At 64.8% G+C, this 25,893-nt stretch carries 23 protein-coding genes; 12 read left to right on the top strand and 11 right to left on the bottom strand.

Going from position 1 to position 25,893, the window contains the following annotated elements; all coding sequences use genetic code 11:
• The 3 genes from HNR15_RS17400 to HNR15_RS17390 all read left to right on the top strand — a co-directional run.
• Positions 1 to 264 (top strand): DUF4913 domain-containing protein (locus HNR15_RS17400; protein WP_179483890.1); only part of this gene is annotated, 264 nt, incomplete at its 5' end.
• Positions 261 to 3,212, top strand: a complete 2,952-nt coding sequence (locus HNR15_RS17395) for a toprim domain-containing protein (RefSeq protein ID WP_179483889.1) — start codon at positions 261 to 263, stop codon at positions 3,210 to 3,212. The genes HNR15_RS17400 and HNR15_RS17395, both read left to right, overlap by 4 nt.
• Positions 3,213 to 3,330: 118 nt before the next feature.
• Positions 3,331 to 4,488, top strand: a complete 1,158-nt coding sequence (locus HNR15_RS17390; RefSeq protein WP_179483888.1) for a hypothetical protein — start codon at positions 3,331 to 3,333, stop codon at positions 4,486 to 4,488.
• 34 nt (positions 4,489 to 4,522) lie between these two features.
• Here HNR15_RS17390 and HNR15_RS17385 read toward each other — a convergent pair whose 3' ends face one another.
• Positions 4,523 to 6,211, bottom strand: coding sequence for a relaxase/mobilization nuclease domain-containing protein (locus tag HNR15_RS17385; RefSeq protein ID WP_179483887.1), 1,689 nt, complete (start codon positions 6,209 to 6,211; stop codon positions 4,523 to 4,525).
• Between the two features lie 29 nt (positions 6,212 to 6,240).
• Positions 6,241 to 6,633, bottom strand: coding sequence for a plasmid mobilization relaxosome protein MobC (mobC, locus tag HNR15_RS18955; RefSeq protein WP_179483886.1), 393 nt, complete (start codon positions 6,631 to 6,633; stop codon positions 6,241 to 6,243).
• A 309-nt stretch (positions 6,634 to 6,942) separates the two neighbouring features.
• On the opposite strand from mobC, the gene HNR15_RS17375 reads away from it, so the two are divergent.
• Both HNR15_RS17375 and HNR15_RS17370 read left to right on the top strand, forming a co-directional pair.
• Positions 6,943 to 7,230, top strand: a complete 288-nt coding sequence (locus HNR15_RS17375; RefSeq protein WP_179483885.1) for a hypothetical protein — start codon at positions 6,943 to 6,945, stop codon at positions 7,228 to 7,230.
• Positions 7,223 to 7,492: a hypothetical protein gene (locus tag HNR15_RS17370; RefSeq protein WP_179483884.1), complete on the top strand. Its 270-nt coding sequence runs from the start codon at positions 7,223 to 7,225 to the stop codon at positions 7,490 to 7,492. Before HNR15_RS17375 ends, HNR15_RS17370 begins: the two co-directional genes overlap by 8 nt.
• Before the next feature lie 222 nt (positions 7,493 to 7,714).
• On the opposite strand, the gene HNR15_RS17365 is transcribed toward HNR15_RS17370, so the two are convergent.
• The 3 genes from HNR15_RS17365 to ilvC form a co-directional block, all read right to left on the bottom strand.
• On the bottom strand, positions 7,715 to 8,806 hold the full coding sequence (locus HNR15_RS17365; protein ID WP_179483883.1) for a DUF6414 family protein: 1,092 nt from the start codon (positions 8,804 to 8,806) through the stop codon (positions 7,715 to 7,717).
• A gap of 108 nt (positions 8,807 to 8,914) precedes the next feature.
• Positions 8,915 to 9,574, bottom strand: a complete 660-nt coding sequence (locus HNR15_RS17360) for a recombinase family protein (protein WP_179483882.1) — start codon at positions 9,572 to 9,574, stop codon at positions 8,915 to 8,917.
• 177 nt (positions 9,575 to 9,751) lie between these two features.
• Positions 9,752 to 10,780, bottom strand: coding sequence for a ketol-acid reductoisomerase (gene ilvC, locus HNR15_RS17355; protein ID WP_179483881.1), 1,029 nt, complete (start codon positions 10,778 to 10,780; stop codon positions 9,752 to 9,754).
• Positions 10,781 to 10,994: 214 nt separating this feature from the next.
• Here ilvC and HNR15_RS17350 point away from each other — a divergent pair, with 214 nt between their 5' ends.
• The 7 genes from HNR15_RS17350 (at position 10,995) to HNR15_RS17320 (ending at position 18,031) form a co-directional block, all read left to right on the top strand.
• Positions 10,995 to 11,651 carry an RraA family protein gene (locus HNR15_RS17350; RefSeq protein ID WP_179483880.1) on the top strand — a complete coding sequence of 219 codons (657 nt, stop codon included), beginning with the start codon at positions 10,995 to 10,997 and terminating at the stop codon, positions 11,649 to 11,651.
• On the top strand, positions 11,651 to 12,937 hold the full coding sequence (locus tag HNR15_RS17345) for an MFS transporter (RefSeq protein WP_179483879.1): 1,287 nt from the start codon (positions 11,651 to 11,653) through the stop codon (positions 12,935 to 12,937). The genes HNR15_RS17350 and HNR15_RS17345 overlap by 1 nt, the downstream gene beginning before the upstream one ends.
• A 62-nt stretch (positions 12,938 to 12,999) precedes the next feature.
• Positions 13,000 to 13,797 (top strand): carbon-nitrogen hydrolase family protein, encoded by a 798-nt coding sequence (locus HNR15_RS17340; protein WP_179483878.1) that lies wholly within the window; start codon positions 13,000 to 13,002, stop codon positions 13,795 to 13,797.
• Between the two features lie 63 nt (positions 13,798 to 13,860).
• Entirely contained in the window at positions 13,861 to 14,562 is a 702-nt protein-coding gene (locus HNR15_RS17335; RefSeq protein ID WP_179483877.1) for a GntR family transcriptional regulator, read from the top strand.
• Between the two features lie 88 nt (positions 14,563 to 14,650).
• Positions 14,651 to 16,114: an ethanolamine ammonia-lyase subunit EutB gene (locus HNR15_RS17330; RefSeq protein WP_218884448.1), complete on the top strand. Its 1,464-nt coding sequence runs from the start codon at positions 14,651 to 14,653 to the stop codon at positions 16,112 to 16,114.
• Positions 16,111 to 16,857, top strand: coding sequence for an ethanolamine ammonia-lyase subunit EutC (gene eutC / locus HNR15_RS17325; RefSeq protein WP_179483876.1), 747 nt, complete (start codon positions 16,111 to 16,113; stop codon positions 16,855 to 16,857). Before HNR15_RS17330 ends, eutC begins: the two co-directional genes overlap by 4 nt.
• A gap of 313 nt (positions 16,858 to 17,170) precedes the next feature.
• A complete protein-coding gene (locus HNR15_RS17320; RefSeq protein ID WP_179483875.1) occupies positions 17,171 to 18,031 on the top strand; it encodes a hypothetical protein in 861 nt (286 codons plus the stop codon).
• Between the two features lie 162 nt (positions 18,032 to 18,193).
• Here HNR15_RS17320 and HNR15_RS17315 read toward each other — a convergent pair whose 3' ends face one another.
• The 6 genes from HNR15_RS17315 to HNR15_RS17290 all read right to left on the bottom strand — a co-directional run bounded on the left by HNR15_RS17315 (position 18,194) and on the right by HNR15_RS17290 (position 25,890).
• Complete coding sequence (locus HNR15_RS17315; RefSeq protein ID WP_179483874.1) at positions 18,194 to 20,737, bottom strand: DEAD/DEAH box helicase family protein; 2,544 nt, start codon at positions 20,735 to 20,737, stop codon at positions 18,194 to 18,196.
• The gene (locus HNR15_RS17310; RefSeq protein ID WP_179483873.1) at positions 20,734 to 22,323 is read right to left on the bottom strand and encodes a DNA methyltransferase; all 1,590 of its coding nucleotides are present in this window, start codon (positions 22,321 to 22,323) and stop codon (positions 20,734 to 20,736) included. The genes HNR15_RS17315 and HNR15_RS17310 overlap by 4 nt, the downstream gene beginning before the upstream one ends.
• A 413-nt stretch (positions 22,324 to 22,736) precedes the next feature.
• Positions 22,737 to 23,054: a hypothetical protein gene (locus tag HNR15_RS17305; RefSeq protein WP_218884447.1), complete on the bottom strand. Its 318-nt coding sequence runs from the start codon at positions 23,052 to 23,054 to the stop codon at positions 22,737 to 22,739.
• A 748-nt stretch (positions 23,055 to 23,802) separates the two neighbouring features.
• Positions 23,803 to 24,084, bottom strand: a complete 282-nt coding sequence (locus HNR15_RS17300) for a hypothetical protein (RefSeq protein WP_179483872.1) — start codon at positions 24,082 to 24,084, stop codon at positions 23,803 to 23,805.
• 154 nt (positions 24,085 to 24,238) lie between these two features.
• On the bottom strand, positions 24,239 to 24,451 hold the full coding sequence (locus tag HNR15_RS17295; RefSeq protein ID WP_179483871.1) for a hypothetical protein: 213 nt from the start codon (positions 24,449 to 24,451) through the stop codon (positions 24,239 to 24,241).
• Positions 24,452 to 24,990: 539 nt separating this feature from the next.
• Positions 24,991 to 25,890 (bottom strand): hypothetical protein, encoded by a 900-nt coding sequence (locus tag HNR15_RS17290; RefSeq protein ID WP_179483870.1) that lies wholly within the window; start codon positions 25,888 to 25,890, stop codon positions 24,991 to 24,993.
• Positions 25,891 to 25,893: the final 3 nt, after the last annotated feature.

Genomic DNA, 25,893 nt, shown 5'->3' with positions numbered 1-25,893 from the left:
ACGCTGTGGCGCGACCACATCGACTACCACATGCGGGTCCTAACCGACCCCCAAGGACCGTTCGAGCGGTGCAGCCAGACCCACCACGAAGCGTTGCCGATGTGGGCCAGCGCCACGCCGCCGGAGGAGATGTTCCGTTACGACGCTGCGTGCGAGTTCGAGGACGTCGTGCGGCAGCGCCGCGAAATCGAGCAAGAGGCCGCAGCCGCGCGGGTGGCCGGCGCAGTCGACCAGGCAGATCAGGGTGAGGGAGTCATGGCATGAGCGAGCACATCGAGTTGGAAGCTGGCCACGAGCTGGACCGGGCGTTGCGGACGGCTCTCATGGCGTTGGGCCAGGTGATGGAGCGCCTGGGGCGGTCCGCGCAAGACGCTCAGCGCGGCCAGGCCGCCAGTGAGCAGGCACGGGCCCGGGAGCTGGAGCAGGTGCGCCGGCAGCTGCAGCAGTCCGCGCGCGAACCCGGCAGCGGGCAGCGCGAGTCGCACAGCGATGCCCAGCACGCGGCGCGGCAGGAGTGGTTGGACGAGCGGTCCGCGGCGCGTGCCGCCTACGGGGGATGGACACGGGAGGGCGCTGTCGAGGGCGGCGACCGTGTCGCAGCCAGCAAAGCGTGGTCCCGGGCGCAGGAATGGTCCGGGCAGGACCCGGTTGCCCGGGATGCCGCCGCGCAGCTTGAGGAACGAATCACCGACCGTTTCGGTGCAGACCCTGCCGCGATCCTTCAATCGGTAGAGCCGGGCATGGAGCTGGGCGCCGGGGCGCCAGCAGCCGGGATGAGCGTCAGCGAGGCCGCGGACCTGGCCGCCGCGCACGCGCCGTTCTACTACGACCGGGGCGAAGGGTTGGGTCACGTCGCGGCCGACGGCATGCCTAGCAGCGACCAGCAACGGGCGCTGGTCGATGACATGCAGGGGTGGTTCGCGCAGGGACAGATTCCGCTGGACTCTCGGATGCAGGCATGGGCTCGGCACGTCGGGGAAGGCGACATGCCACGTGAGCAGCTCGTGCAGCTGTGGTCCGAGACCGCCGGGCAACGCTCTTATGAGGAGCTGGGCGCGCACGTTCGGTCGATGAACGAGCAGAACATGTCGACCGAACAGGTCGCCCAGGTAATCGCCGGGGTGCTGCCCCGAGCAGGTGAGTACGGTCCCCTGCTGGAGCGCGCGGCGATGAGCGCCGCCTCCGACGAGCAGGTCACGCAGGCCTACCGCGCAGCGCGATTGGATGTGGCCGATCAGAAGCCCGGGACGGCCGTGGGTCACACAACGGCTGCTGATGCCGTCGGTCAGCTCGACGGCGAGCTGCGCCGGCGGTGGGGCAACTCACCAGACGCGTACTTGCTCGATGTGGTGAGCGATCTACGGGTCGCGCACACCGACGCCCGCCGGCGCGGCGAGAACCAGGCAAACGCCGAACGAGAACGACCCAACCTCCGGCAGGGCAACGTGCCGCACGCCGATTCACCGGCGCCCGTCGCATCCAACGAGATCCAGCCCGAGCGGGGGGTGGCCCCCTCCAAGGCGACGACGGAGGGGGAACGCGCGCACCGGGAACGTTCGTGGGCGATGGCTCGACGTGAATTCGCGTCGAGCATGCCCGAGGGCACCACTGCCGCCCAGACCGACCAGGCATGGCGTGGGTTGAACCAACGTGAGCAGTTCGGGCGGTACTGGGCCGCGTACGACACGCAGGAGGCGCGCGGCGACGGGGTCGACGTCGCTGCACTACGCGAGGCGTCGCCGGCAGAAGTTCCTGCACTGGGCCAGACGCCTGCACCAATAGTGCAGGCGTCTCCCGAGCGCAGCGGTGCGACGCAGAGCGCCACGGCAGCTGAGATCACCCGTGGGCGAACGCTGGAGCTGAACGAGCAAGCAGCATCGTGGTTCCAGGCGCGGATGACCCCCGGGAGCGCTGGCCACGAGTACGTGACCGGCAGAGTTGGACAAGAGGTCGTCGATGCAGGCACCTACCAGTTCGGGTACGCCCCGCCCGGATGGCGACACCTGACACAGCACCTGCGCGCGAACGGTGCCAGCGACCAGGAGATCGTGGCCGCCGGACTGGGGCGCGTCTCCAGCCGCGGATCGGTGATCGACGTATTTCGTGACCGCGCAACGGTGGCCATCCGAGACGTGCAGGGCGATGTCGTCGGATTCGTAGGCCGCGACCTGTCGCACGATCCCGGTGCGCCCAAGTACCTCAACACCGGTGCCACACCGGCCTACCGCAAAGGCGACCACGTCTTCGGCCTGCACGAAGCCGTCACGAACACCACCGCGGACAAGGCCCGCATGGTTCGGGTGGAGGGCCCCTTCGACGCGATCGCCGTCACCGCGGCCGGACAGGGCCGCATCCACGGGGTCGCACCACTGGGTACGTCGCTGACGGACAGTCAGGTGGAGCAGCTCGCCGAGCACGCCCGGGGCGGTGCGATTTGGTTGGGCAACGACGCGGACGCCGCCGGAACCGCGGCCACCGTGCAGGATTACTGGAGGCTGGCCGAGCACGACCTTGACGCACGGCTCGTGTCGTGGCCGGCGGGTACCGATCCGGCGGATCTGTGGTCGGCCGACCCGGAGTTCATGCGTACGACCCTGGCCAGCCCCGACGCCGCCCCGTCGGCGGGGATGGTCGTGGTCGACGCGGCGATCGACGCCGACCGGGACGGTCTGCTCGATGGCGACGTCGACGCATTCGAGCGGGTGGAGTACGCCCGTATGGATGTGGCCCAGGCGATGGGTAACGACCTGGACCGCGATTTCCTGACGATGCACATCGACACCCGGCTGGCCGCGCTACGGGAGGACGAAGGCGAGGCCGCAGCACAGGCCACGGAGGCCCAGGACACCCTGGGGGCTCCCGGCCTCGCGCCGGGCAGCGCACAGGACGAGCTGCGGTCCGGGGGCGTGGAGCAGCCGACCGAACAAGAGCAGACAGCGCGAGCACGCCAGCAGCAGGATGAGGGGGAGGAGCACGAGCTGACCCTGAACGAGCAGCAGCTCCGCGTCCCTGTCTACGACCGTGCGAGCGAAGCGGGGCTGCACACCTTGTCTGAGGAGGACTGGGAAGCTCGCACCGCATCAGCGCCCGGGTTCAGCCGCTCCACCGACGCCATGCTCAACGACCCCAACCGCAGTCAGGGCCGAGCCGCCAAGCCGGCCAGCCCCGGCGACAACGTCGGCCGCGACCGGGCCAAGAACTTCCGTAAATAGGGATGCCGTCAGCGGGGCTGTCCGTAGCCAGAACCGACCGTGGTGGGGACGAGCGTGCGGGCATAAATCGGGCCAAATGATCGGTCCTACGGTGGCCGCTCCTGGCATCATCTGAAGAGTGTCAACCTCGGAGGAAGCAGCAGCCGAGGTCCTGTCCAAGACTGCACTGCGCGACTTCGGGCCGCCGATCCCTCACGATGAGCGCGACTACAGCCTGCCGTCCTATCGTGCGACCCTGCCCCCGCAGGAGGCACCCATCCCGGTATTGCTTTGCCACGCGCTGACCCTCATCGGCATAACTCATAGCGGTCCTGGCGAGAAGGTGGCGTGGTGGACGGACTTCACTTACAAGGGGTACCCCTGCGAGCTTGCTCACGAGAAATTTGGTCTACGGCTGCGCGTGGGTGGCGACCTCACCGAGGAGCAAGCGGATCGCCTCCTCGCAGAGATGCGGAAGAAGCTGATCTCGGCGGTCAACACCGTTGAAGGGTTACTGGCTGAACGCGCCAACGGCATCCTGAACGCCGGCAACGTGACGGTGGTGAATCAGCATCGCCAGCTTCGCGGCACGTACACCTACTTCCGGGAGCGGGCAACCCACCCTGACGTCGTTGAAGACGTGGTCGAGAGCGTTGAGCACGAGGGCTTGACTGGGCAGCTATTCACTTCTGGTCGCAACGTGATGGCGATGAATTCGTTCCGCGACCTCGTGGCCGCCATATCTGCTTACGTGAGCTGGGTCGAACACGTGCTGGTCCTGGCGCTGCCCTTCGCCGGCTTCGACCCGGCGACAGACAATCTGGTCAAGATCATCGGAGACCGATGGGGCGACAAGTGGCGCCGCGTCGTTGGGCACAGTGATGCAGAGGCGGTTCGCCTGCGGGAGCGGCTCGCCGAGGTTGTAGAGCGGTGGCGGAACACCTACTCGCACGGCGGGTTTGAGAAAGGCAATGGGGCCACTATCTACCTACACACACCCGGTCTTGGTGCGCTCCCGGTAGGCCTCTCCAACATCCGCGAGAGCCCGCTGATGGCCTTTCACGCTGCTTCAGAGCGTGATATCGAAGGCGTCTTCGCTCTGCTCGATGAGATCGACGCCTGGCTCACAAACAACGCCCCCAACGCGATGGAGTGGATCGAGTCCGGACTAGCAGTGCGGTTCGATGCGAAGTTCATGGCGCAGGTGGCGGAGTGCACCAAGTCAGAAGATGGCTTGGCGTCCATGATCAACGCGTTCGCGTACGAGCAGGACATGATTACGAATATGGACTACTAGGCCGGCTGGGCTTGACGCCCGACCGGGACCAGCATCATTGGCCGTGCCCGCGTCGTTGGCCCCGCTCCGGGGGCTCAGTGCCCCGGGGCGACCAATCCTGAGTGGTGTCTCGCGCGGGACCGGTGAATGCGCCGGGAGTGTGCCCTGGCGCGGACGCCTGCAGCGCTTCGCGGTCCTCCGCTGAGAGGTGGGTGAGGTCTCGTTCGGCTGTGACCGTCTGTGTCGCGCCGCCGGCCTGGGTGATCGTTTCCTGGAGCTGGGCGGTGACGTGTGCGGTGCACGCACGAGCTGCGACCAGCTCCGAGCGGGCGGTCTGCGCATCACGGATGGCGCGCGTGGCGCGGTTCATCTGCTCCAGTACGGCGTACCACCCTCGAGCGGAGCTGCCGTCGGTTGCGCGGACGGCGAGCATGATCTGCCGGGCCGCGAGTTCGCCTGGACCGACGGTGAGCACCGGCGCCGCAGGAGGTGGAGTCGCTGCGTCCATAGGCGCAGCGGGTTCGGGCTGGGGGCCGCCGGTTTTGGTGGGAAGGCCCCAGCGGGTCAGCTGATCGGCGGCGGGACCGAGCTGAGTGGTGAATGGTGCGTCGGGTATCGACAGTGCCGACATCACCACCCCGGCGTGCGCAGTGTGCCGTTTCCATGCGGCTTTGTCTGTGGGGTCCAGTTGCGCCAGGTCCCGGTTCCACGCTGCGAGGTGTTCGTGTGCCCGCGTCAGTTCTGCCTCGGCCGATGCCGACGCGCCGGGCGTGGGAACGGGGGTGTCTCCTCGCCATACCGCCGCCGCGTCTTCGCGCTCACCAGGTCCGTCGCTCCAGCCCGCTCGAAGCTTCTGCAAGGTCAGGTCAGGAGCGAGTTGGGTCGCGGTGAACCAGCGACCTTGGTCGTCCAGACGCACCCGATATCCGGTGACCACCGCGCGGTCACCGGTGGACCACCGCGCCGGGTCCAGGTCAGCATGCTGGACCACGTTCGCAATGAACTCGACCTCACTGGAGGCCGTGGCGGCAGCGGCACGCACGATGCGCTGCAGCGATACCCGGTCGGGAATCCCTGACTGTCCCGCGACGGCGTAGTCACGAGCGACCGCAGCTTCCTTCTGCGAGTACGCCGGCAAGGACAGACCAACATCCACCCCATGCCCGCGATCGTGCAGTGGGGTGACGAAATCATGCTGCTGCTCGATGCTTTGGCGCACCTGGTTGGCCAGGCGGTAGTCGTTGAACGGCAGCTGCACACGGCGCCCGTCCTGACGCACCAGGTTGACCATCACGTGAATGTGGTCGTTGCCCTTCTCGGTCAATCCGTGCCGCACCGCCGCCCACGTTGCACCGCGAGTGTCTTCTGGGCCGGAGGTAAAACCCATGCCCTGCACGAAATCTGCAGCCACAGCAGACCACTGCTCGTCGGTGAATGATTCACCCGGCGCCAGCGATAGTGCGGCGTGATACACGTGCTCACGATCTGCGTCACGATGCGTACCGTCCGCGGTGAGCGACGCGCCAGAAACACCACCTCGCGCGGTCGCCCCGACGAGCGCGCGTCCTTCGGCGTGCTGATCACGCCAGGCAGCCTCCATGATGCGCCCCAGCTGACCCGCCTCTGCTGGGGACAGCTGACCCGCCCACTCCGTCGCCAAGACACCGGAGGATGCGACCAGGTGCTGGTGGGTGTGTTCGTTCGCCTTGCCCGGACCGAACGCATAGCGCATCAGACCGGGCATCGACTTCCCCCGCGCGCACACATGAACGATCACAGGTCCGGCCCGCCCGGTACCTGCTCCAGCAGACCATTCAAGCGGTCGACCTGCTGGTGCAACGTGTGCAATGCGGCCTCCAGCTGCTGCGCGGTCGCCACCTCGCCACTGACGTTCGCGACCCGTGCCATCTGGTTCAAGTTGTTGGCCACGTTGGCCAGCAAACGGCGCGGACCGTGCATCTCCTCGCGCAATGACGTCAGCTTCGATGCCACCACCACATCGCCAGCCAGCAACGCCCGCTCATACAAACGGGGTACAGAGACACCTTGGACCTGCGCCATCGCCTGCACCCGAGCCCATTCCTCATCGGTGTGCCGGATCACCGTCCGATGCGGGCGCCGGCCCTCAGTGCGGCGCCGACGAAACACACCCTCCCGCTCGCTCACCGACACACCTCCACGTCGTTGTCTCGCACCGCGATGTCCTGCCACCGCCATCGGCGGATACCCGTCGCGCGCCGCTCAGCGCGACGGATTCTGGTGCCCAGCTTGGCCCGCGGGAGAGCGAAGCGCAACCCCCCGCGTGCCAATGGGGGCACCCTATCTATTAGCTTGCTCCCGCCGCTTACCTCAACGCGTGTTTGCTCCCGCCGCTTACCTCAACGCGTGTTTGAACCGTTGATCGGTGCATCCGGAAAATACAGGCCACGGAGGAGAGGGTCCATGTGGTGCGGCTGCCGGTTCTATCGTGAACCCATGACTGAGATCACCGACAGAGCACAGGAACTACTCGCTGGACGTATCGACGCCGTCCGCAAACTCAGCGAACGGCAACGCACAGCAACTCAGGCGCGCGAGGCCGCCGATGCAGCCGATCGCGACGCAGCCGCGGCGTGGAGTGATGCAACCCAAGCGGGTTGGACGTCCACCGAGCTACGCAAGCTCGGCCTGGCGCAACCCACCAATCGCCGCGGTGGCCGACCCAAGGGCAGCCGCACCACCCGGCGACCTGAGGCACCCTCCGGCAGCACCCCGGATGCCTGACAAAACAGTCACTCTCTTCTGGGGAGTTGGCCTCGATGCCAACATCACCGCGGCACTGAACACAGCCCTCAACCACGTCGATGCTGCCGCCGCTGCGCAAGGGCGGCTGGTTACCCAGGTGTCCCACACCGTGACCATCCTGCGCGGTGACCAACCAGCCGTGAAAGCCGCAGCCACCGCGATCGGCGTGCACTCCAGACCGCAGAAGAACCAGGAGTACGCCGTGGTGACCGTGACTGCCACCACCATCTCCACCCCCTGACAAAACGCACCCATCGCGTTACCGTCAGCGGCAGACTCGCTTCACCGCGAGCTCGACGGCCGTACGGCTAGCCCAGGCCACCCAGGGACCCTCATAGGGCTAAGCACAGAGGGACCCGGACAACCCCCACGCTGGCCCAGACAGCGGCGTGGGGGTTGTTCTGCGTCGAGGGGCGCGGGGCTGTGGACGTTTTCCCGCGGCCGGTTGACTGCGGAGAAGCACTCAGATGTAGATAGCAACCGGTATGACACGAACAGATGCACCTGCCACCCGAGCATCCAGGGTGAAGTTAAAGACGTCCGCCGGTGCAGCCTCACTGCCCTGGTCCTCGTCTGCGTCGAGCTGTACGTCGGCGTCGTCCGCGTCGTCCGCGTCGACCTGCACATCGGCATCGTCTGCGTCGCGGTCGTCGTCATCAGGTTGGGTGAGAGCGTCGACCCGGTCCGTTTGCTGTCGCACGGACTCGTTGATCGCCTCTACCAACCGATCGACCGCCTCGGGCTTAAGTCTCTCCAGCACTTTGTTGCGAGCCAGGATCGGTTCGTCTTCAGTCACTGGGTTAACGACCTTCCCGAGCACGGTGAACCGGCCGTCCAAGATGCGGTCTTCGTCTTCCACCACGAAGTGCTTCGCGTCGCACATGGTGATGAAGGTCAGCGCGTCGGGGCCTTCGCCGACGCGTCCATAGAACTCGCGTGTTTTGGTGCTGCGGAAGTCAGCCCGAACTGCCTCCACTGCAGTGCGTCCAATCGCTCCCCACGTGTCCATGTCGCCTTCGAGACGAAGCTTGAACTCCTGCACCTTTTCTAGGGCTCCGCCTTCGAAGGAGGCCATCCCGGCCGTGAACTGTCGTCTGCGCACCACTTGCTCGACCAGGTCCGGCGTCACGATGTCGAGCAGAGCGGTGATCTGGCTAGGCTCAAACGCCGTCGAGAACTCTACGAAGTCTCCCGGCTCCAAAGAGGCCGCCGCCGTCCTGCCGGCAACGTCTTGGATCAGCCCGGCCTGCCGAAGAGCGGAGCGGACAACGTGGAGGTAGTACGGCTGGGTGTAGTGAGCGCGCGACGTAGCGGTGGTGCCGGTTGTGTGCCGTTGGCCCAACCGATTCTCGTAGTCGGCCTCGGCTGTTGCTTCGCCCCCAAACAAGCCAGGGAATCTCGCGGTCACCCCGGTCTTCGCTTTCCCGCCCTTGGTCGTGTCCTTCGACTCGTCGCCCTCATCGCGCATCTCATTGCCGAATTCGGTCAGCAGGGGCTGCCCGTACGTTTGTTGGAGGATGCCCTCGACGTAGTCGGGGTTCTGGTAGATCGACACGGTGGGCGCCAGTGCTTTCGGCGTACGCGGCGCAGAGGCCCGCCGGTCGCGTGGTGGGGTCATCAGTACAAGCTCCTCTGTTGGATTTAGAGCAGGTTCAGTTGCCGGTCAGCTGAGGGTGGCGTCATCACCCAGAGGTAGCTTCACTTCTTTCGCACCCCCGGCCATGGGCGGGCGGTGCGCGGGTTTCACCGCGTACGCGCCTTGCTGCCCGAGGGCGTCGTACAACGCGCTTCGTGAGACTCCAAGATCCCGGGCGATCTGGGCCTTGGAGATCTTCTGCGTGAGCTGATACCGGGCCGTGGCCACCTGCTCAGGGGTCAGCACTGCGGTACGACCCCGGTACGTGCGCTTGGTCCTGGCCAGCGCGATGCCCTGACGTTGCCGCTCACGGATCAGCGACCGCTCCAGCTGAGCGACAGACCCGAGCATGTGCAGCGCGAACTCCGCGTAGGGGTTCTCCTTGCCCTGGGCGAACGTCAGGCCCTCGGCCACGAACTCCACACTGACGCCCTTGGCAGTGCACTGCTGCACGATCTGCGACAGGTCGATGACCGACCGCGCGAGGCGGTCCATCGCCGCCACGCGGATGGTGTCGCCCTCGCGCACGTAGTCGATCATCTCCGCCAGCGCGGTCCGCTCCTCGCGGCTGCTGCCACTGATCCGGTCGGTGAAGGTCTTGTCGACCTGGCCGACGGCCTCGACCTGGCGGTCGACGTTCTGGTCGACCGACGACACCCGCAGGTAGGCAACTGTCTGAAACCTCACGGGAGGGACATTACCGACACATCTGTCGGAATAACCGAAACGCTCAACCAGAACGACAGGTTTCGGGTCACCTCGATGTGTCGTTCTGGGGTGTACCCCAGAACGACAGTTGTCCAACTCGTTAGGTGCTAGGTGCTGCGGTTCGGACAAGTTCCTGGAGGACTGGGCGGAGGCTCTTCAACTCCGGCTAGCGGTACCCGTGTAATCGTCGTCGAAGGACACCCAACGCATCAGCGCGCGGAGCTCGCGGCCGGTGGCCTCAATGGGGTGTCCTTCAGCGGCAGCGCGCCTGGCCTTGAAGTCAGGTGCCCCAGCATCTTGGTCTGCAATGAACGTTGCGGCCCACGAACCGTCCTGGATCGCAGTGAGTACGGCGCCCATCGAGGCGCGAACGTGATCGTCAACAATCTTCTGGCCGCTGGTGTAGTCGCCGTATTCGGCGGTGTCGGAGACTGACCAGCGCTGCTTGGCAATGCCACCCTCATACATAAGATCAACGATGAGCTTCACCTCGTGGAGGCACTCGAAGTACGCGATCTCCGGCTGATATCCCGCCCCGGTCAGCGTCTCAAACCCCATCGTCACGAGGGCTGAGATGCCACCACACAGGATGGCCTGCTCACCGAACAGGTCGGTCTCGGTCTCCTCAGCGAAAGTCGTCTTTATGACGCCTGCCCGCGTGCCGCCTATGGCTTTGGCATAGGACAACGCCAGCGCCTGCGCGCCCCCACTATGGTCCTGGTTTACCGCAACGAGGCAGGGCACGCCCCTGCCCTTACTGAACTCGCGACGCACGAGGTGGCCCGGGCCCTTGGGGGCAACCATTGCTACGTCCACACCAGCCGGAGGTTCGATGTAGCCAAACCGAATGTTGAAGCCGTGACTGAAAAGCAGTGCGTTGCCGTCCTGCAGATTTGGCTCGATCGACTCCGCGTACACCGACCGTTGCACATGGTCCGGAACCAGGACCATGATCAGATCTGCCTCCGCAGCTGCCTGGAAGGGCGTCACCACCCGCAGCCCTTCCGCCTCAGCTTTGGCACGGCTCGCCGACCCTTCGGGTAGTCCAACCCGAACGTTGACGCCTGAGTCGCGTAGCGACAGCGCATGCGCGTGCCCCTGGCTTCCGTAGCCCAGGACGGCGACGGTGCGCCCCTGAACGATGGAGAGGTCGGCGTCATCGTCGTAGTAGATCTCGGCGGCCATGGGTGGGTTCCCTTTCAGTTGCGAGTCTGATCATCAACACGGGTCCTGCCGCCGCGCCCGGTTGCGACAACACCCGTTGCGCCTTGCGGATGGCGCAGTGGACACCCACGGCGCCGATCGCGTCGTCGAACGTCGCGAGGGTTGACAACGGAGTGAGCTGCGCCACTATCGTGCAACGCATACGTTACGCATACGTACACCGAGGAGCAACCCGATGTTCATTCAAAAGCCGATGCCAGAGCCACTCGATCCGCGGATCGCCGCCGCCCTCGAGCCCTTGTGCACTTCCACACTGGGGCACATGCGGGACTACGGGTTCCCGAAGGGGCTCCAACCCCTGACGAGGCCAGTTGGTTTCGTGGGCTGCGCGGTCACCGTTCGGATTCCGCACATGGACTCCACGGCAGTGCATGTTGCGGTGGACAATCTGCGCCCCGGTGATGTCTTCATCGTCGAACATTCCGGTGACAGCTCTCGGTCCTGTTTCGGTGGCGTGGTCTCCTACACCGCTAAGCAGCGTGGAGCGGTCGGGGCGGTGTTCGCTGGCCCGGTCAACGACCGGGACGAGATCATCAGTTATGAGTTCCCCGTGTACTGCAACGGGGTCACCTCCCATACGACCCGGCTGCTTGGGCTAGAAGGTGCAATCAACGTGCCGGTGGCCATCGGTGGCGCGGTGATCCGTCCGGGGGACGTGGTGTGGGCTGACGGCGACGGGGTCGTCGTGCTTGACCGCGATGAAGCGCTCGATCTCGCACAGCAGATCCGGGCCAAGGAGGAATCTGAGCCTGCGATGCGGGAAGCGATCGCCAACGGCATGCGCCTCTCAGAGCTCTCGGGAGCTAGTGATTTGTTCTCAGGAACACGCTGATGGTCGCCGTCACGCGAGCATCGGAGGCGGCCGGTCCGACCTCGGTCCGTTGGTGGATCGCCGGAGGGCTGATCCTGCCAATCACGTTCGTACTGTCACTCGATCGCACCGCGATGACAGTGTCCGCCCCGATAATCCAGCGAGATTACGGGTTCAGCCTGAACCAGATGTCGATTGTCCTGACGGCGTTCACCGCTGCATACGCCCTATTCCAGGTTCCTGGCGGGATCCTGGTGCGCCGATACGGCGCTCGCGTTGTGCTGGCTATCGCCGGTCTGTGGTGGTCGCTATTTACTTTCCTCACCCCCTACGGGGGGGTCTTCCTCGGCTTCGTCCTAGTCCGGATCCTGCTCGGCATCGGCCAGGCCGCTGACTGGCCGGCATCTGTGTGGACGCTGCAGCGATGGTTTCCTCACCGGGAAAGATCACGCGCGAATTCACTGCTCCTCGCAGGGCTCTACCTTGGCTCGTTCATCGGGAGCCCGATCGTTGTATGGGTAGCTGACCAGTGGGGTTGGCAGGCGTCGTTCCACACCTTTGCACTCCTCGGTGCGGTGCTCTCGCTGCTGTGGTTTGCAGTTGTGCGAGACGACCCCCGGCAGGTTAGAGCGGTCAACATGGCCGAGGCGGCGCTGGCCGCCGAAGTCGACGGCGATACCGATGGCGTTGCCCACATCTCACTCGGCACACGCGCGTTCTTGACCTCCGGACAGTTCTGGGCGATCGGTCTGCAGTATGGCCTCCTACTGCTCATCCAATCCTTCTTCACGACGTGGCTGCCGACCTACCTGGTGCAGGCCCGCGGGCTGTCGTTCAAAAGCATGGGATTTGTTGGCGCACTCCCATGGGGCGCGATGATCCTCGCGGTGTTCGGCACCGGGCTGCTCAACGATCGCGTCTTTCGCAGCTGGCAACAGCGCAAGTGGCTGGCTATTGCAGGTTTCCTCGTGGCCGCCGGCGCGCTTGCTGTCGGCGCACTCACTCCAAACAACACCATCATGATCTGTTGGATGTGCGTCAGCCTTGGAGGGGTGGGCGTAGTGCAGGTCCAAGTGTGGTCTGGCTGCCAAGACCTCGGCGGCCGCCATGCGGCGACCGTCACTGGGTTCACCAACTTCTGCGGTAACGCGACCCTGGCCTTTGGTCCCATCTTCACCTCGGCACTAGTGAGCATCGGCGGCAATTGGGGCCTCGCCTTAGTCGTCATGGCGTCTGCTGGTGTGTTCGGCACGCTGTGTTGGCTGTTCGTTCACCCAGAACGTTCCCTGGACGCCAGGACAACCTGAGCACCGGCTCCCACCCGCTCAGACATCCACCGCCTCTGGCGGTCCAACCCGAAGGATCAACCATGTCTCTCCCCGTCGCCGTGTGCCAGTTCTCCGCCACCACCGACATCGACGCCAATACCCGCACCTGTGCCGACCTGATTGCTTCAGCAGCCGCGACTGGCGCGCGGCTGGCCGTGCTACCTGAAGCTGCGATGTACTTCGACCCAGCTCACACCACCCCACAGTTAGTCGGGCAGAGCATCGACGGGCCCTTCATCTCTGCGGTCGCTGAGGCCGCCAAGAGTCACGGCATCACCGTCGTCGTCGGCATGTTCGAGGTCCTCAAGGGTGATCATCGGTGCAGCAACACCCTTGTCGCGGTCTCCGATATCGGTGAAATCGTGGGCACATACCGCAAGATCCATTTGTACGACGCTTTCGGCTATCGAGAATCGGACACCGTGCAGCCCGCAGATATCACCCACCCGCTGGTGTTCGAGGTTAACGGGCTGTCCGTCGGTGCGCTGACTTGTTACGACCTGCGGTTCCCCGAGGTGTTCCGATGGGTCGTTGACGGCGGCGCCCAACTCGTGGTCCTGCCTGCCGCATGGGCAGTAGGTCCTGCCAAGGAGGCGCACTGGACAACGCTGCTCGCAGCGCGGGCGATCGAAAACACGATTTACCTCGCGGCCGCCGGACAAACCGGTCCAGTCTCATGTGGACAAAGCCAAATCGTCGACCCCATGGGGATCACCGTCGCGTGCGCCGGCGAGCAGCCCGGGGTGGCGACCGGCCCCGTCGACCCGGCAAGGGTGACCGCAGTCCGGCGGATCAACCCCAGCTTGGGCCATCGGCGCTTCGCCGTGGTCTCCAACTGACCGCCTAGACTTCGACTTTGGATACCAGCGGTGCAGGGTGCACCGGCGGGACTCGAGGGACGTATGAGACTGGCGCAGCAGGTCCGATTGGACGACGGCGGCCTGCCACGCGTTCGTCGACCGGACGGCGTCAATGCGACTACCTTCGTCCACAGCTACTTGAAGCAACTCATCCTGGATCTCAAGGTGTCGCCCGACACCCTGCTCACCGAGATGGACGTCGCGAACGCGACGGGGTTGTCACGGACACCAGTCCACGAGGCATTCCTGCGCCTTCACGAGGAACGCCTTGTGGATCTGCTGCCTCGTCGCGGTGCACTTATTACCCAGATCACCGCCCGCCAAGTCCGCGAACTCTACGACGTGCGACTGCTGCTGGAGACCCACGCGGCCCGTTTGATCTGCCAGGAGCGCATCGACCAGGGAGACAAGCTCGTTTCTCTAGTCAACGAGCAGAACGAGCTCTACCAACGCGGCGCCGACGCCCCCGCACTAATCGCGGTAGACCGACAGTTCCACTCAACAATCCTCGCCCTCGCCGGCAACACGGTCATGGCCACGGTCAACGATTCTCTTGGGAACCACCACCAGCGCACTGGTGTTCTTTCGTTCACCCTGGACCGCGACCGCTGCCGAACCGCGGTCGAGCAGCACCGCCACATCACGACAGCGCTGGCCGACTTCGATCTAGCCACCGCGGAGCGCTCTTTGCGCGAGCACCTGGTCCTCGGCGAACGAGAGCTCGAACGCCTGCTCGCCTACTGACAATCCAGCCCCGCTCGCGGCGCAACCGAAAGCGGGCTTCCCAGCCGCCGATCCACATCGGGGATGAGCGACGGCAGGTCAGCGCCGCGTGGACCAGCGAGACGCGGAGGCAGCAGTGATCTACCAACAACAGATAGCCGGCCGGAACCATCGATTCGACGGTCTGGTCGACCTCATGGCCAAAGCAACTCCCCGCAGGTCCGGGGACGAACTTGCCGGCTGCTCTGCTGAATCCGATACCGAGCGTGCCGCAGCGGCTTGGACGCTGGCCGACCTGCCGCTCACCACATTTCTGAACGAACAGGTCGTTCCGTACGAGACCGACGCCGTCACCCGTCTGATCGTCGACAGCCAGGACGCCGCGGCGTTCGCACCCGTTGCCCACCTCACCGTGGGTGGATTCCGCGACTGGCTGCTGGAGCAGGCCGACCGTGTCAACTGCGGCAACTCGATCTCCGCGACTGTCGCGAGGTCCACGCTCAGCTCTCTTGCTTCAGGTCTGATGCCGGAAATGGTCGCCGCCGTCTCAAAGATCATGCGCAATCAGGATCTGATCGCAGTTGCCCGAGCGGTGACGGTCACATCAGCTTTTCGTACGACTATCGGCCTACCCGGTCGCGTGGCGACCCGGTTGCAACCCAACCACCCGACCGATGATCCTCAGGGGGTTGCGGCCAGCACTCTTGACGGTCTGCTGATGGGATGCGGGGACGCAGTGATCGGCGTCAACCCGGCGACTGAATCCGCTCGTGCCGTTGCCGAGCTGCTCCTGCTGCTGGACGACGTACGGCAGCGGTATGACATACCCATGCAATCGTGCGTGCTGTCGCATGTCACAACCACCATGGACCTGATCGACGCCGGCGCTCCGGTCGACTTGGTCTTCCAGTCAATTGCGGGAACCGAGCCTGCTAACCGCAGTTTCGGCGTGAATATCCCACTCCTGGTGGAGGCCAATCAGGCGGCACGTTCACTGGCCCGGGGGACGGTCGGTTCAAACGTTATGTATCTGGAGACAGGGCAAGGATCGGCGCTGTCCGCCGGTGCCCATCTCGGAACCGACAGCCGACCAGTCGATCAGCAGACCCTTGAGACCCGCGCCTACGCCGTGGCACGAATGCTTGACCCGCTGCTGGTCAACACGGTGGTCGGCTTCATCGGTCCGGAATACCTCTATGACGGGAAACAGATCATTCGGGCGGGGCTCGAGGACCATTTCTGCGGCAAGCTCCTGGGGCTGCCAATGGGCGTTGATGTCTGCTACACCAACCACGCCGAGGCCGACCAGGACGACATGGACACACTGCTGACACTGCTCGGCGTCGCGGGGGTGGCCTTCGTCATCACCGTGCCTGGCGCGGACGACGTCATGCTGGGCTACCAGAGCCTGTCATTTCACGACGCGATGTACGCCCGTCAAGTGCTAGGGCTGCGGCCGGCGCCAGAGTTCGAGGCCTGGCTGCAACGGCTAGGCATGATGGATGGCAACGGCAGCATGCTGCCCGTTGAGGCGTCCTCCTCTCCGCTTCGGACCTTGGTGCAGGCGCCATGAATGAGCCAGTCATCGACGACATCTGGGCGTCGCTGCGGCGGACAACCCAGGCGCGTATCGGCCTGGGTCGGACAGGAAATGCCCTTCCCACCGCCCACGTACTAGCATTCCGGGCCGCGCATGCCGCCGCCCGAGGAGCCGTCCACCTACCTTTGGACCTACAAGACCTGGTCCGACGTGCGACCGACGTGGGCATCGGCACCCCCGCCGTTGTCGCCAGCCGCGCGACCAGCCGCAGCGAGTATCTCCGCCGACCTGATCTCGGCCGATCTGCGACTGACCTATCCGCAGTCCCAAACACCGGCGCGGACATCGGACTCGTCCTCGCTGACGGCCTATCGCCACAGGCCCTGGATGCTCACGGTGTCGGCCTCTTGACAGCCTTGGTCGCCCGTCTGAGCCCGAGCTACTCGATCGCACCCCCGGTCATCGCCACTCAGGCACGAGTCGCACTGGGGGACGCAATCGGCGCGGCCATGGGCGTAAAGACGCTGCTGGTGCTGATCGGGGAGCGACCAGGCCTGTCCGTGCCAGCAAGCCTAGGTATCTACTTAACGCACCTACCCCAGCCGGGCCTAACCGACGAACGACGAAACTGCATTTCCAACATCCATCCCCCAGAAGGCCTTGACTACAGCGGGGCAGCTCGCATCACCGCACTACTACTGACCGAGGCCCAACGCCTCGGCGAGTCCGGCGTGCGGCTAACGGCTGAGGCACATAAGAACCGACTCCTAGATTGAGAATGGCTGCTTCTCGGCAATCGGGAGGCCCTTGGCTACTGGCGACAGGCTGGACGTCTCGCCGGCGTCTAGCGCGAATCTAGGCGCATCTACCAGATAACCGATAATAATAATTATGACAAGCCGCGGTTTCGCACCCGCTCCTCCCCATCAAATCTGGCACACACCCCGGGATCGGACCCTAGATGCGCCCGGCGTGAACCTGCCCAGGGTGGACATCTAGGGCATGCGCGGATGCACAGTTGAGTCACGAGCCGACCGAGCTGGCGTTGCATAGCCAGATTACGGGCGGCTGGGGTGAGAGCATCCCTACATGACGCTCACCCGACCCAAAATTGCTGGCATCGCGGCTGCGTTGACGGGTATTTCATTCGCAGCCGGCTGGGGCGTTCGTTCGCTAGTGGGGGGCTTTGACCTGCGCACCGTGGCCGTTGTCATCTCGGCCTTTGCCTCGTTAATGAGCGTCATCGTGGCCGTTAGCATCACTGTTCATAACGACCGGCGCCGGGAAGCCGAAGTTAAGACTGCCGACCAGGTGCGAGCTCGTGAACTAGAACAGCAGGCGACCACCCGCGAAAGAGAAGCAGACCGCGAAGCTGCGAGACGAAGCGAAGAAGCATCTATAGCCGAACACCGCGCAGCAGTTCTTCGAGCACGTCGTGTCACGATGATCAGACCTCATACTGGACTTTTCAGCAACGCTGATGACCAACGCCTTCGCGTGGTCGTCGCAAACTTTCGTGAAGACATCATCATCAACATTGTGCTGAACCTGGCAGTTCGAGGTTATTTCGGCGGCGGCGAACCATTTGACGGTCAGGTCCCCGGCATGTTCCATCTCAAATCATCGATCGCTCACGCCCTTTCAGCTGAGGCCAAGCTGGAGGGCGTGACGCTGGTAAATGCCCCGCCGTCGGTCGGAGACGCGGTGCAGGCGGGGGCCCTCGCACCTGGTTCAGTTGCCATGTTTGAGTTTGAGTTTGAGAGCGACCGGATTCGGTTGGACGCCCAGCCCGTGCCGGTACTTACGTACACCGACCTCGAGGACACAACGTGGGAATGCGTATACGGTCTTGCGCCCCGGGTTTACTCCGAGTTCTACCCGGAGGATCCTCCAAACACGTACCCATGGTGGCGCAGTGGCCCGCGGCGGGGGACTTTCGAGCAGATTTAGGCCACTCGGGAGCTGACCTGGCCTACGTGTCCTCTTACGAGACCCGGTCGGCGCAAGCAATCTTCTCTCCCCCCCCCGGCAGCTCGTCATGCGGGAAGTTCAGGGAAGTTTGTGCAATAAGCGCTGAAATGGCCATCATGACCGAAGGTGCGGGGCCGCGGCCTACCGGAAGACTTGTGCTCCTGCTTTGACCGCCGCCCAACTGGTCGATGCTTCGCAGACGGCTTCGGAGGCCAGCAAGTAGGCCCAGGTCTCGTGGACCTCGTCCGAGAGGTTGACGGTTTTGACCCAGGCTGCTGCGGCGTCGCGTTTGGCGATGACGATCGGGTCAGTCATGTCAGAATCGCGTTTTCCTTCGACAATCCAGTGCGTGCCCTCATCATCGATGACGATGAAGTCCGGTTCGTATTGCCGTTGGATTGCACCACTGAGGTAAGTGATTCGCAGCGGAACGGTCTCATCAATGCGCACCCACGCCTTAACCGGTCCCGGCCGTTCGAAGATCGCTGCGAGACGAAACTCGGTGGAGTACGCATCGAAGCTGTTGATCTCGTAGACCGAATTGTCGTACCCATAATAGGGGTAACCACGCACGAAGTCTCTGGAGCTGGTCACAACCTGCCGGTCGGCAGGTACTCGGGTTTCACGCCGCTCGGAGGGGTCAGGCCAGCGCACGGGCCGCACATCACGAACCTCTCTGGCGGGTGAGGACGTTTGCTTCACTGAGATCCACTCCACCAAGCGGGCAGTAGCTAACCGGCCGTGCTCGGCCCGCCATGGGGTGTCTTCGGTGACGCTGGCGCCGACCAGGAACGCTTTGGCCACCGCGACGGCGGCATTGATCTCACTAGCCGTGGCCTCGACGGCGTTGCTGCGGATCAACCGTCCAACGAGGTCAGTCTCGATGGTGGCGAACGGCATGACCGTCTGCGTCGCGACAACCTGCTCGACCTGGTCACGAATCACCACATGCGCGGCGCCCGAGTCGTCGCGCTCGGCATCGATCGCTTTACGAGTGAGGGTGGGCGCGTTGTCCTGGGCGAATGTCTGCCCCAACGCTTCAACCGAGTCCAGGTTGATCGAAGCCAACGTGAACGGATCCCGCTCCCAGCGGGTGACCACCGATGGCAAGAACAGCGGGAGCTTGACCCCACCCGGGCTGCGAGGCCGTAGGACGCGCTCTAGAGCTGCCGCCGCGGTTGCTCCCTCAGCGACACGGGAATCAAACGTCGACACCATCAGCCCCGTGTGCCGGGCGGTGACCTGCCCATCCTCATCGTCGAGGTCGAACAAGGCGCCCTGGTGTGGGTCGAGCGCGGCGCGCCCAGGCAGCTGGACGTCGACCGTGCCGGAGTCGGGGATGGTGAAGTCTGCAGGTAATTCACCCTGTCCGGTCAGCGGCTGGCCGGCTGTCCTGCGGCCGGGCACAGGGTTGGCCACCACGACCGCGTCGCTCACCCGGTCACCGAGCGTTTCCTCCAGTAGCGCTTTCGCCTGCTTCAGCAGGGTGGCGAACGACCGGTGGGACAGCACCTCCACGGTGTCAAGCATCGGGCTGCCGGTGCGCTGCCCGAACGGCAGACGCAAACCGCGACCGAGGATCTGCTCGGTGAGCAGGCTGGATTCCATCGACCGCACTGAGGCAATGACGTAGATGTTCTTGACGTCCCAGCCCTCTTTGAGCATCGAGACTGATACCACCGCGCGGATGTTTGAGTCTGGGTCCTCCAACCGGTCTAGTTGGGCCAACGTCGCGTCCGGTTCCTCAGAGGTGACGAGCAAGACCTGGTCAGGTGAGCCGAGCATGTCTGGCCCAATCAGCAGATCGCGGTACTCCGTTGCTTCCTCGATGGTGGAGGCGACCAAGAACATGACCGGCTCGATGTACGTCCGGCCTTTTGCTTGCGCGCAGTACGCGCGCAGCCCCTCTCGTTTCGCCTCTAGCAATGTCAGCCCGTCGGCGAGCTGGGTGCGTACGTCGTGAATGCCGTCCTGTCGGGTCACCAGCACCGGGATCTTCACCCAACCGTCCGCGATCGCTTCGGACAGCGGGTACCGATACACCACCATCGACCGGGACGCCTCGTGCGGAGTTGCCGTCAGCCCGATAGTCGCCAGTGGTGCCAGCTCGCTGATCGCAGCCTCGAACTTTTTGGCCGATCCGGAGTAGTAGACGTGATGCTCATCAGCGATCACGACCAGGTCGTCAGCACTTTCGAGGTAGGTGCGGATAGCGGTGCCGAGCGTCTCGTGCGGCTGGAATGCGCGGCGTCGGTCCTCCTTGTTCGGGCGCAGCAACGACTGGACTGTGAACACGAACACTTTGAACCGGTCCGCTTCTGCCAATGCGGCACCGACCTCACCCCGTTCGACACTGTCGAGTGTGATGACCATTGGTCGGGACTGCATCCCCCTCAGGTACTTGCGGTGACCTGGGGTCAGGTTGTCGATCGTCTTGCGTTGGATCGTCGATCCTGGGGTCACGATCAGCACGTTGCGCACACCCGACTCGTACAAGTAATCCAGTAACCCGCCGGCAATGTAGGTCTTTCCTACGCCCGTGGCCAGGTCTGCGACGAACTCTGCGCCTGGCTCTGCCCTATCAAGGACCTTCGCCAGGGCATCCAGGGCGTCACGGTTAGGTTCGCGCAAGTCCAGGTTGTACGAGACCTGTTCGACCAGCGCCGCGTCGTAATCGATGCTCACGACCCAGCCCCTTCCACCGCGTCGGTGGGTGCTGCATCAGTTCGGCGGCGCATCCGCCGCGCACCGGCGGTTAACAAGTCCCGTGGTGCCTTCCGAATCCGCGAACCCGCGCTCAGCCGGGCCAGTTCCGCTTCGGCAACAGGCAGCACAGCCTTCGCCACGATCGTTACCCGTTCACGTTCCCCCAACGACCCCACGATCTGCCGTACTTCCTCAACCCCGACAGCGCCATCGACCACCGCCAGACGCATCCGGCCACGGATACCGCACAGCGGTGGAGCTGCCGCTTGCCACTGAAACCCCAACTGCCCCGCGACCGCCCGTGCAAACCGACCATTCGTGGCCCACTCCGCCAGCACCACCCCGTAAGGGGTCTCGTCGTACATCGAGGGCCCCACCGTGACATGACGGAAGCCGCCCCCGCCCTGCCATCCCGTAGAGGCCGTAACACCACCTTCGTCGTGACCCTCGATCACCTTGATCAGGCGGGGCAGTGTGAACTCCTCGACAGTCGACGGTGAGATCTCGGCTGACACCCACCGTCGGCCCATCTTCTGAGCCACCGCGGCCGTCGTGCCCGACCCAGCGAAGCAATCAACCACGACATCACCCGGCACAGTTGCAATACCAACGATCCGGGCCATGAGGCTCTCAGGTTTAGGTGTATCGAAGACTGAACCCGGCAGAATTTTCTTGATCTCTGCCTTGCCCCGATCAGAGGAGCCAACCTCAGAGCTGGCCCAAAAATCCCGGTACTTCTTCGTCCTGCCGCTCTCGTTGTAGTCCTTTTGAAAGACATCAAGTCGGCGCCCAGACCTACCGTTAACCCACCGCCCAATCAGTTCCTGATGCTGGTTGGTCGTTTTCGGCTTGCCCCACCGCCATACGGCTCGGGTGAGGTCTCCGAATACCGGCAAGACTGCGACCGACCCTTCGAACTGTTCCGTCCGCACCTCAAGTGTTTGCGGATGCACCTGCAACGGGTAGGCCAAGTTCGGGCGCGTTACGGGATTGAACTTCTTGTTGGTGTTGCGGAGAGGCAGCAGCCGGTAGGCACCGCGATCATCAGACAACGGAAAATCTGAGTCGCTGACCTCCTCCGTGCTCGCTGCGACCAAAGATGCTACTCGTGCATCCTTGGCATAGACCAGGATCCGATCCAAGCTGCCAGCGAACCAACGACCGAGCTGTCGCCCCTTCGGGTTCAGCTCCACCGCGAGATCCTCAATGAAATTTCCGGCTCCAAAAACTTCATCGAGGACACACCGCATGCGGTGCACCTCGACATCGTCAAGATGTACCCACACGGACCCCTCTGAACTGAGCAGTTCGCGGATCAATAGAAGACGCTCACGCATGAATGACAGCCAGGTGGAATGCTCCATCCAGTCGTCGTAGTGTTCGAACGTCTGCCCTGTGTTGAATGGTGGGTCTATGTAGATGAGTTTGACCTTGCCGCGGTACAGCGCCCGATACTCCGGGACCTCACACAGAATGCGCAGCACGTCCAGGGAGTCGCCGGTGAAAAGGAGGTTGTCAGCATGCGGATCGTCGCCGACCTGCCCGACTACCTCGGAGAAGCTCACGAGTCGAACCTCAGACGCAGCTGGATGGTCACGACCAACCCACACCGGCTTCCCGGTCTCGTCACGGGGGGCGAGGAGAAACTTGTCTTTACCAGGCCAGGTCAGTTCGAGCCGGTCCAGCAAAGAATTCTCCCTAGAACAGACAGCGGATGAGCACCGCTGAGTCTAGCCACGCGTGTCCGTTAGGGACCCGAGACGACCTCGCCATCCAGCACCGATGTCGTGGAGTACCGCGATGGGGTGAGGGCCGAATAGCAGCCTTCTGGGGTGCCGAGGACCTTGCAACATGCTTTTAGGTTGGATCACCGTGCCGAGCTGGGCAGCTCTGCGGCCAGGTTCGCGGGGATCAAACCTTCGCTCACCGGGACTGTGGCCTGGCACGCTCAAGCCCCTGGCGGCTACTCAAGTTACGTCTAGTAAACAACCAATAACTGACAGTCGATGCTTGGCCACCCCTGCTGCCGTCCGGTACCGGTGTCGAAGAAGTGGTCCAGGTAGTCCTCGATGTCCAGCCGACTGGACCGCATGAACGAGAAGACCTCGGCGCCAGGCTCCGTCTGATCCCAGAGCTGGTTCGCCTGGGCAAACCCGGTGTACTCACCGTCAAGGTCGGCGGCGTACTCGAGCGCTTCGGTTTCGGCCAGCTCGATCGCTGCATCCATGTCCGTGGCCCGCCACAACGTGATGCGCTCTTTGTAGACCTGGTCATCACCGAACTGCAGTCGGAACACGCACCGCACCGACCGCTGACGCGCTGAACTCCACCCGAACAGTCTCCCCGGCTGCCCTGTCACCCCTCCCCTCCCCCATCTGGATGTCACGGGGTAGGCGTGGGTGTGAGAAAACCATCGCCGTGAGCACGCGCCCAGGCCTGTCTCGCCGTCCGCGCCGGCGAGTTGTGGTTGGCCCCGGCCCAGCTCGTCCTCGTTGAACGCCCGGACCGCCTGTAGGTGGCAGCTACTGCCGCGCACCGCTGATCTGCGCGGAAGGAGGGAGCCCCCAGTAACGACTGAGGGCCGCCCGACCGAGAGGCACCGCGGTGTCCGTACTACTGCCCTTGCTGCACATCCTCGACCTGGCGCACGAAACGGGTATCGAGCCAAGCGACGAAGTCCTGGCCGCCATCAAGTGGGCGTGGGAGACCCTTCGCCATCGCTGGCGACGCTGAGATTGCGCCGTACGTCGGCAGCGTTGACCCACACCCCTTGGACGGGCGCGACACGGCGGTGCCAGAGCGCTACATAGACGCGCCGTTCGCGCTGAGTCCACCGCTCGGCGCGGCCGGCGACCCACTCGGAGCCGTCGTCCCAGGCGAGGCGGACTTGCACGCGGATCGGGTGGGGCGCGGGGCGAATGGTCCGCGGTCGTGTGGGCCAGGCCTCGTTGAGGAGCACCTGCGGTCCGTGAGGCACGCCGCCAGTGCCGGACCCGATGAGCCCGGCGGTGGCCGGGACCGTCACGCCGACCAGGCCGCGTGCATCACCATCGACCTCCGCGCGCCTCCGCGGCGAGCGTGAGCGCGGCCACGATGCACAAGAGGCCGGGCACGATGCCGCCCAGGACGAAGCCCACGCCGAGCCACGTCGGCGCGGCGGGTATCAGCGTGCAGACCAAACCGGCCAGGACGCCGGTGATCATCAACGCGCCGCCGGTGATGATGAGCCGGCGCCCAGGCACGCGGGTGCGGGTGCGGCTGTCGTTCTGCAGGAGATCTCGGGCCCGTTGTATGGCGGCTTCTTCGTCGGGTGCCTTGGCGGTCATCGCGGCTTCCCGACGTCGCTGCCCTCGCCGGCCTGCGGACCGGCGTGCTGGATGGGTCGGTGCTGGCACGGGCAGGACCGGTATGTCAGCTGTGTGCGGTGCGCGTCGTCACAGTCCTCGGCGGTGTGGCCGGGGACCTGGCACGGTTCGCAGATCACGGCCGCTCCCCCGGGTCGCGCTGCCGGCGAACCATGAGGGCTACGGCCAGTGCCGCAGCGACCACGCCGACGCTGACCGCGACGGCGACAGCAAGATCTGACCCGGGCTGGAACAGCAGCACGATGGTGCACACCGCGGCGATGATGGCCAGAACGCTGAGCCTGATCTGGTCAGCGTCGCCTCGCCCGAACCTCGTATCGTCACGCATTGCTGGGGGTTCCTTCCCCGGTAGGACCTGGCGGGTGTTCACGCACCCGTCAGGCCATCTTGCTGGCAAGGTCGGACATTTGTGGTCCAGTGCTTGTCGTCTCGGCGGGACTGTCAACCACGGCGGTCGCCGCCGAGACGTGTCTTTGGATCGTGCTGGTTAGAGTCTAGCTGTTTTTGGAGCGGGATTAGGTACGTGTCTCGCGGTTTAAATCCGGCGACCCCCGGTCCGTCCCCACCGAGCCCGGTCCAGGTGTGACGTGCGGACCTACCGGTCTTAGGTGATGTCCTGAGGCACGAGTGGGTGCCGGGGCCCGTATAGCCAGCCATCTGTGGAAGCGGACTCCCCGCCGGGTGTGTCAGCGGCGGGAGGGTGCGCCCCGACCTGCGGGACGCGCTAGCGGACCGTCAGGTCGGGGCGCACCTGGACGGTGCTGGCGCACCCGGCGACGTTGTGCCGGCCCGTAGGGCTGTCCGTCCCGCTCGTGCGCGGTGGCCGGGGCAGGGCCTGCCGTTGGGCGGCAGGCCCCGCACTGCCTGTCAGAGGTGGTTGCGCAGCCGGGCGGGGTTGGCCCCGTGGGCGATCGCGGTCAACACCAACGACGCGAGTCGGTGAGTCCGCGCTGCATCGAGGGCGATGAGCCGGTCGGCCAGGTAGATGTGACCGACGCTGCCGCGCGTCCAGACCGCGATGAGCACCACGGTCAGCATGGGGACGGCGTCGGGGCCGTCATCGAGGTAGGAGACGGCGGCCCGCAGTGCTTCCACGATGTCGGGGGTGCTGCGGGCGGTGTCGAGGATGCGCTGCGCTGGGTGGTCGTCCGTGCGTCGGGCGGCCTCGGGTGTCAGCGCGAAGATGATTGCGTCGCGCAGCGTGACGTCGGTGGCGGCGTGCGCGGCCTGCTCGATCTGCTCCGGTGTGGCCTCTTGGTTCAAGATCGCACACCACGCGGCGATCGGGTCCAGTCCGTGATCGGCGGCGGCTAGTCCGCCAATGCTGAGCCAGCTCAGCCGCGTTGCTTCGCGGTCGCCGGTGGGCTGGGCTCCCATCGAGGTCAACGCTTCGGGCAGCTCGGGGATGTTTTCGGTAGAGCCGTCTTGGTGGTGGATCACTCCCCCGGCCACCCGCAGCGCTGCCACCACGGTGGTCTGATCGGTGCTCAGGTCAGCGGCCACGGTCGCCAGCTCGTGGCGTAGAGAGGCGGCGTCCTCGAACGCTACGACGATGTAGCTGGCCGCGCCCTGGGCGACCAGCGGCGCGTGCGCCTGGGCTGCGAACAGGTGGGCCGCGTCCTCTCCGGTGGCGTCTGCGGAGCAGGTCGCCAGGAGTTGGGACTGCGCGTCGAGTGCGACGACCGCGATGCGGTCGGTCGGCAGATAACCGAGCTGACGGGGAATCACGGCGATGAGCTGGGCTAGTGATGTGCGAAGCGGTTCCATGAG

This window comes from Allobranchiibius huperziae, assembly GCF_013410455.1.
GTDB classification, from domain to species: domain Bacteria; phylum Actinomycetota; class Actinomycetes; order Actinomycetales; family Dermatophilaceae; genus Allobranchiibius; species Allobranchiibius huperziae.
Note: the sequence above shows the minus strand (reverse complement) of the source record. Positions and strands in the feature narration are given on the sequence as shown.